General features: G+C 58.7%; 2 protein-coding genes. Both read right to left on the bottom strand.

The window, feature by feature from the left end; all coding sequences use genetic code 11:
- Nucleotides 1-265: 265 nt before the first annotated feature.
- Entirely contained in the window at nt 266-1,834 is a 1,569-nt protein-coding gene (locus ELR45_RS33105; protein WP_129670090.1) for a C69 family dipeptidase, read from the bottom strand.
- Nucleotides 1,835-3,604: 1,770 nt separating this feature from the next.
- Nucleotides 3,605-4,838, bottom strand: a 1,234-nt coding sequence (locus ELR45_RS41880) for an AMP-binding protein (protein ID WP_240760312.1), incomplete at its 5' end; no start/stop codon positions are given.

Below are 4,838 nucleotides of genomic sequence, written 5' to 3'. Positions count from 1 at the left end.
CTCGAAAGGATCACGCGGTGGCCGCACTTCGTCACGTCAACACGACGAGCAGCGACCGCGCTACACCACTATGAGGGACTCAACTAAGCCCGAGGGCCGGGACTGTACTACGAACCAGAACAACGTTCTTATGCATTCGCGACAAAGTAACGTTCGTGCTCAGCAAGCGGACTCCACAAGAAGTCCGCGCAACGAATATCCGACTCAGCGACTCACGGGCATAACCGTCGCAAACGGAGCCGGTTCGGCAAGCGAGACCGCCCACTCAGCGGCGGTCAGCGGATTGATCATGGCAGCTACCCGGCTCATCGCTGTAAGCTCCATGCCGACGCGGGAAGTCGTCAAGATCCACGACGACGCAAAGTGGGTGGCTATCGACGCCTCGAGACATATTATCTTGGCTGGTCGGCGGAATAGTTCCTCCTTCTACACTAGTGCCCTTAGGCATACGGATCCCGAACCGCCTACGAGTCTCTTTCTCCACCTCATCGACCAGTCGCTCTCCGAGTTCAAGGCTTTCAAGCAGGCGTTCGGCAACGTGGTTGGTGAGGAAAACCCGCGCACGATCGGATCCACCGGCCTGAAACAGCTCGGCGGCTCGTCGCTCGACCTCGGCACGCTCGTCGAGCAGGGCGCGCTCAAAGTCCTCCAATTCGGACGTCACCCGCCTGTAAAACACCTGCGGGTTCTCGCTTGTGTGGTACATGAGTCGCTTGAACGTGCGGGTCGCGTAACGGGTGGCCTCCAGCGCAGCGTAGTCCGGATGGAGGGGATGCGAGTGGGCGCCTTTGGTCATGTAACGATGCTGTTTGAACTCCGCCGGCACATCCTCTGTGCCGATCGGAATGGGAACATACGGCGTCGTGACTGCACTGGTAACGGCTAGCCATAGCGTCTGCAATTCGGGATGGACGTCAGGGCGAAGATGTGCTACCTGTCCGTAGCCGGCCAAATCGTTCGACCAGCGCGGGTCGCGCACGAGTGCAAGCATGTCGTCGAGGCTTACGGGAGACAACGCGCGCAGTTCCTGTTCGCGTTCCCCGGGCAGCATCCACGCGACGAAGTCGCTCATATCCCAATCGCCGCCTGCGCCCGGAAAGGAACGTCCGTACACGTCCTGGAGGTTGAACGGCTTACCGGCCATCGGATCCCACCAGCCTTGCTCAATCGCGAAGTCAACCAAATGATCGGCACCGAGATAATCGGGCTCGACCGTGAAGTCGACCGGGAAGTCTTGGATATAGCCGGGGTAAGATACGCGTACCTCATCTGAGCCCAACCGTTCCGCGGCCCACAGGCCTTGGCCGCCCGCGTAATTGATAAACACCCACCCTTCGTTCTTGTCAGCAAATAGGTGCGAGTTGCCGCCGTAGGTCGTGTATCCGTGCTCATCAATAAGACGCCCGACGATTTCCACGGCTTCGCGCGCAGTGGTGGCGCGCTCCATGGCAAGGCGGGCGAGATCGCTGTAGTTGGGGCCAGTCTGAGGCTTCGGGGTCATTCCGACAAGTTCGGGACGCGACGGCGACCAACTATCACGGGCAGCTACTCCGTGCTCATTGAGGCCACCGTTGGTAAGGGGCGCCGGGAACCCTGAGTCATTCGCATAGTTAGAGGTGATGTACTTGAACGTCTCTTCTGCCTGCGGAATCTCGATGAGCTCGCCAGGCATCCGGGCGGTCTCGGTCCCACCGACAGGGACAGTCGTGCCCACGGCGTGACGCTGCCGAGGCACGATCTCTAGCCAGTGGCTTGACGGCTCGTGACCAAATCCACCGAGTAGTGTTGAACCATCCCTAGTCAGTTCATGACCGACGTAGAACGCGATACTCATCCATACCTCCATGACCAGTACAGTTTGCTTGCACGATATCTAACGAGGCTTCACCGCGAATAGTCGAACGTTTAAAGTCAATCATCCTGATAATTTCAACGGCCGGTGCTGTCAGTGCACGACTGATACGACTTAAAGAAGTTGGCTTATGGAGCGTGAGGTCTAGGCAGTATTACTTGCAGTCATGTCGAGCCGTATGATAGGCTAGAATCGATGTCTATTCTAACTGCAAATATAGCTCCGATCTCGTACATATGTCAAGCCATCGAAGCACGAGCTGTGAGTCAGCCTATCGCCGCGTGGCGTTAACGGCGAAGGGTTTCTGCATCTGTGATGGCTAGCGTCCTGTAATACAGGACTCTTTGCGCAAACACTGGTTCACACGAACTTCTGAATGACGAACTAGATTAGGTAAATTCGGGGTCTTGTGTGCAATGGTAGTCCTGTGGGCCCGACAGGCCGGCAGGCCCAATTGTTCCCAGCTCGAGTGATCCCGTCGCCTGCGCAGAGAACCTCTCTATGCCCGCGACTCCGTCATGTTTCCGATATGATCGGATTGAAGGGCTTGGTGATTAGTGCTCTGGCCGTAGGTCGTGATCTTGGTCGTGTCGGTCTATTATGCCCCAGCGTCCGCGGCAGCTGGGCGATGTCTTGTGGGCCAGCTCTGTCCATGGTGAGGGCTGGTGACATGTGGGGCACAACCTCTTACGAGCGGCGTTGCCCGTTGAGTCGGCGGACGTGGCGGCAGTCGCGGACGACGTGGGCAGTGTGCGGGAACGCGCACGCGTCAGTGTCCTACTTCCCGTGTTCGCCTCATCGTCGTCGGTGTTGACCAGACAGACGCGGACGATGCGTTCCTCGGTGCTGCTATGCCCGGGCGCTCGTCCCGATACTCGGGGCGAAGTCGTCGGCCGGGTGTTGAGGGCCAGCAGCAGAACAACCAACCGGCGCGATTCATATGCTACCTGCGCGGCGTTCGGCAAGCCGTCGAGCCGGAGGGCCTTGACCGGATTCCACCGACGTGACCTGCTCCGCCGAGTATCGTCGCGTGAGGCCAGCCCCGGCAGCCCGGCATCGCGAGGGTTACCTAGACCGCCTGCGGGGAGATCGGTGCGCCCTGGGTGGTGGTGAGCGCGTCGGCGATCGCGTTGACCGTGCGGTCTTGCGCGCGCAGGGCAAGGACGTTCTGTCGGATCTGGTCTGTGGCCTTTCGCGCGCCCCTCAGCCTCGCTTGACATCGGTGAAACGATCCAACTCCCGGGAACGCACCATGGTGGCCATCTGATGCGCGCTCGCCGTGGAGTACCCGAAGCTATCGGCCATCTCGGATGCGGAAACCTCGTAAGCCATGCACGCGCGGATGACATCGCAGCGACGTATGCCCGCACGCCGTCAAGGAAGTACTCCGTCCCCCGACATCGACACAACTTCCGCATTATCATAAATTGACTATAGACCTATTCCACTCAACTGTGGAAGGTTGACCGGCAATACGCCGATAGAGAAGCAGGCCACAGCCAAACACGCAACGGTGTACTGGCGGGGTACGCAGAAGTCATACCAGCTAGTGGAAGATCATCCCAGAATGATCAGTTGAGGTGCCGATCATTTGTCCTGCTCAACGCACTTCGCATTACGCGGAGCGAGTCCAAGATCGCCTCCCGAATCGGGTTTAACCTCCGCCGCTTAAGGATGACGGCGGAGGTTAAACGGTATGCTACGGAGCTTTCTTAGGACCACTCTTCACTCAAAGACACTTTCACGCCGAGATCATTGTGAATAGAGGATAGCCAGGTATCCGCCCTTGGTGGCATCCCACGTTCGCGCATTGAATGGTGGATCTACGAAGCGAAATTTTTCGATCTTTCCCGTGGGTGTCTTCGGCATTGTCGTGACGAACTCGAGGTACCGCGGCACTTGAAACCGGGCCAGGTTAGTCTCGCAGAACAGAAGCAGTTCTTCGGGCGTCAGCGTCATGCCTTCGCGCAGTTTGACAACCGCCTTTATGTCGTCTTCCGTTAGTTCGGAAGGCACAGCAACGACGGCGCACTCTGCCACGACAGGATGGGCGAGAATGGCCTCCTCGAGGTCAATGGCCGAGATATTCTCTCCCCGCCTTCTGATCACCTCCTTCCGCCGCCCAATGAAGTAGACATTGCCCCTATCGTCCGTCTTGGCCAAGTCACCCGTATGAAACCAAAGGTTGGCGATGACCTCTACCGTCGCGTCTGGAGATCCGTAATATCCCGAGAACATTGTGTGGGCGTGTCGTGGTCGAACGAGCAGTTCTCCGACTTCCCCAGGTCCGAGCGGATCGTCATTGTCATCCACGATGCGAATCTCGAACTCCGGCCGCACCGTGCCACACGAGCCCTTTATTCTCGGCGAATCGAAGCGTTGAACAATCGGGATGTTGGCCTCTGTTGACCCGTACAGTTCTACAACCTGCAGATCGAAGCGTTGTTCGAACTGCTCAACCCAATCCGGGACCGGGACACCCCAAGCCAGCCGCACAGGATTGTTAGCGTCGTCATCTCGAGGCTCGGCCTTGTCCAGAATGGAGAGCGTGGCGCCCATGAAGTCGAACACAGTCGCGCCGACCTTCTCGATCTCGTTCCAGAACCCCGAAGCTGAGAACCGGCGCGCGACGGCCGCGGCTGCGCCCGTGAGAAGCGACGGCACTACCGTCAACGCGGTCGCGTCCACGTGGAACAATGGAAATGGACAATACAACACGTCATCGCGTACCAGTCCGAGGTCGCGTATCGCGATGGCTGCTTGCGACAGAAAATAGCGATGCGGCAGCATGCACGCTTTGCTTCTGCCCGTAGTTCCGGATGTGTAGAGCATGGCCGCCACATCCCCGGGCCTGACTTGTGCGGGGGGCGCTCCGTCGTGGGCGTAGAGTTCTTCGAGAGATCCGACTGCGCCTTCTGCCACCGCACGACATGCCTTATCGTCGTTGACGATAAGGAGCGGCGAAGCTGGACAGTGCTCGAGCGCT

The organism is Phytoactinopolyspora endophytica (assembly GCF_004138495.1).
GTDB classification, from domain to species: domain Bacteria; phylum Actinomycetota; class Actinomycetes; order Jiangellales; family Jiangellaceae; genus Phytoactinopolyspora; species Phytoactinopolyspora endophytica.
Note: the sequence above shows the minus strand (reverse complement) of the source record. Positions and strands in the feature narration are given on the sequence as shown.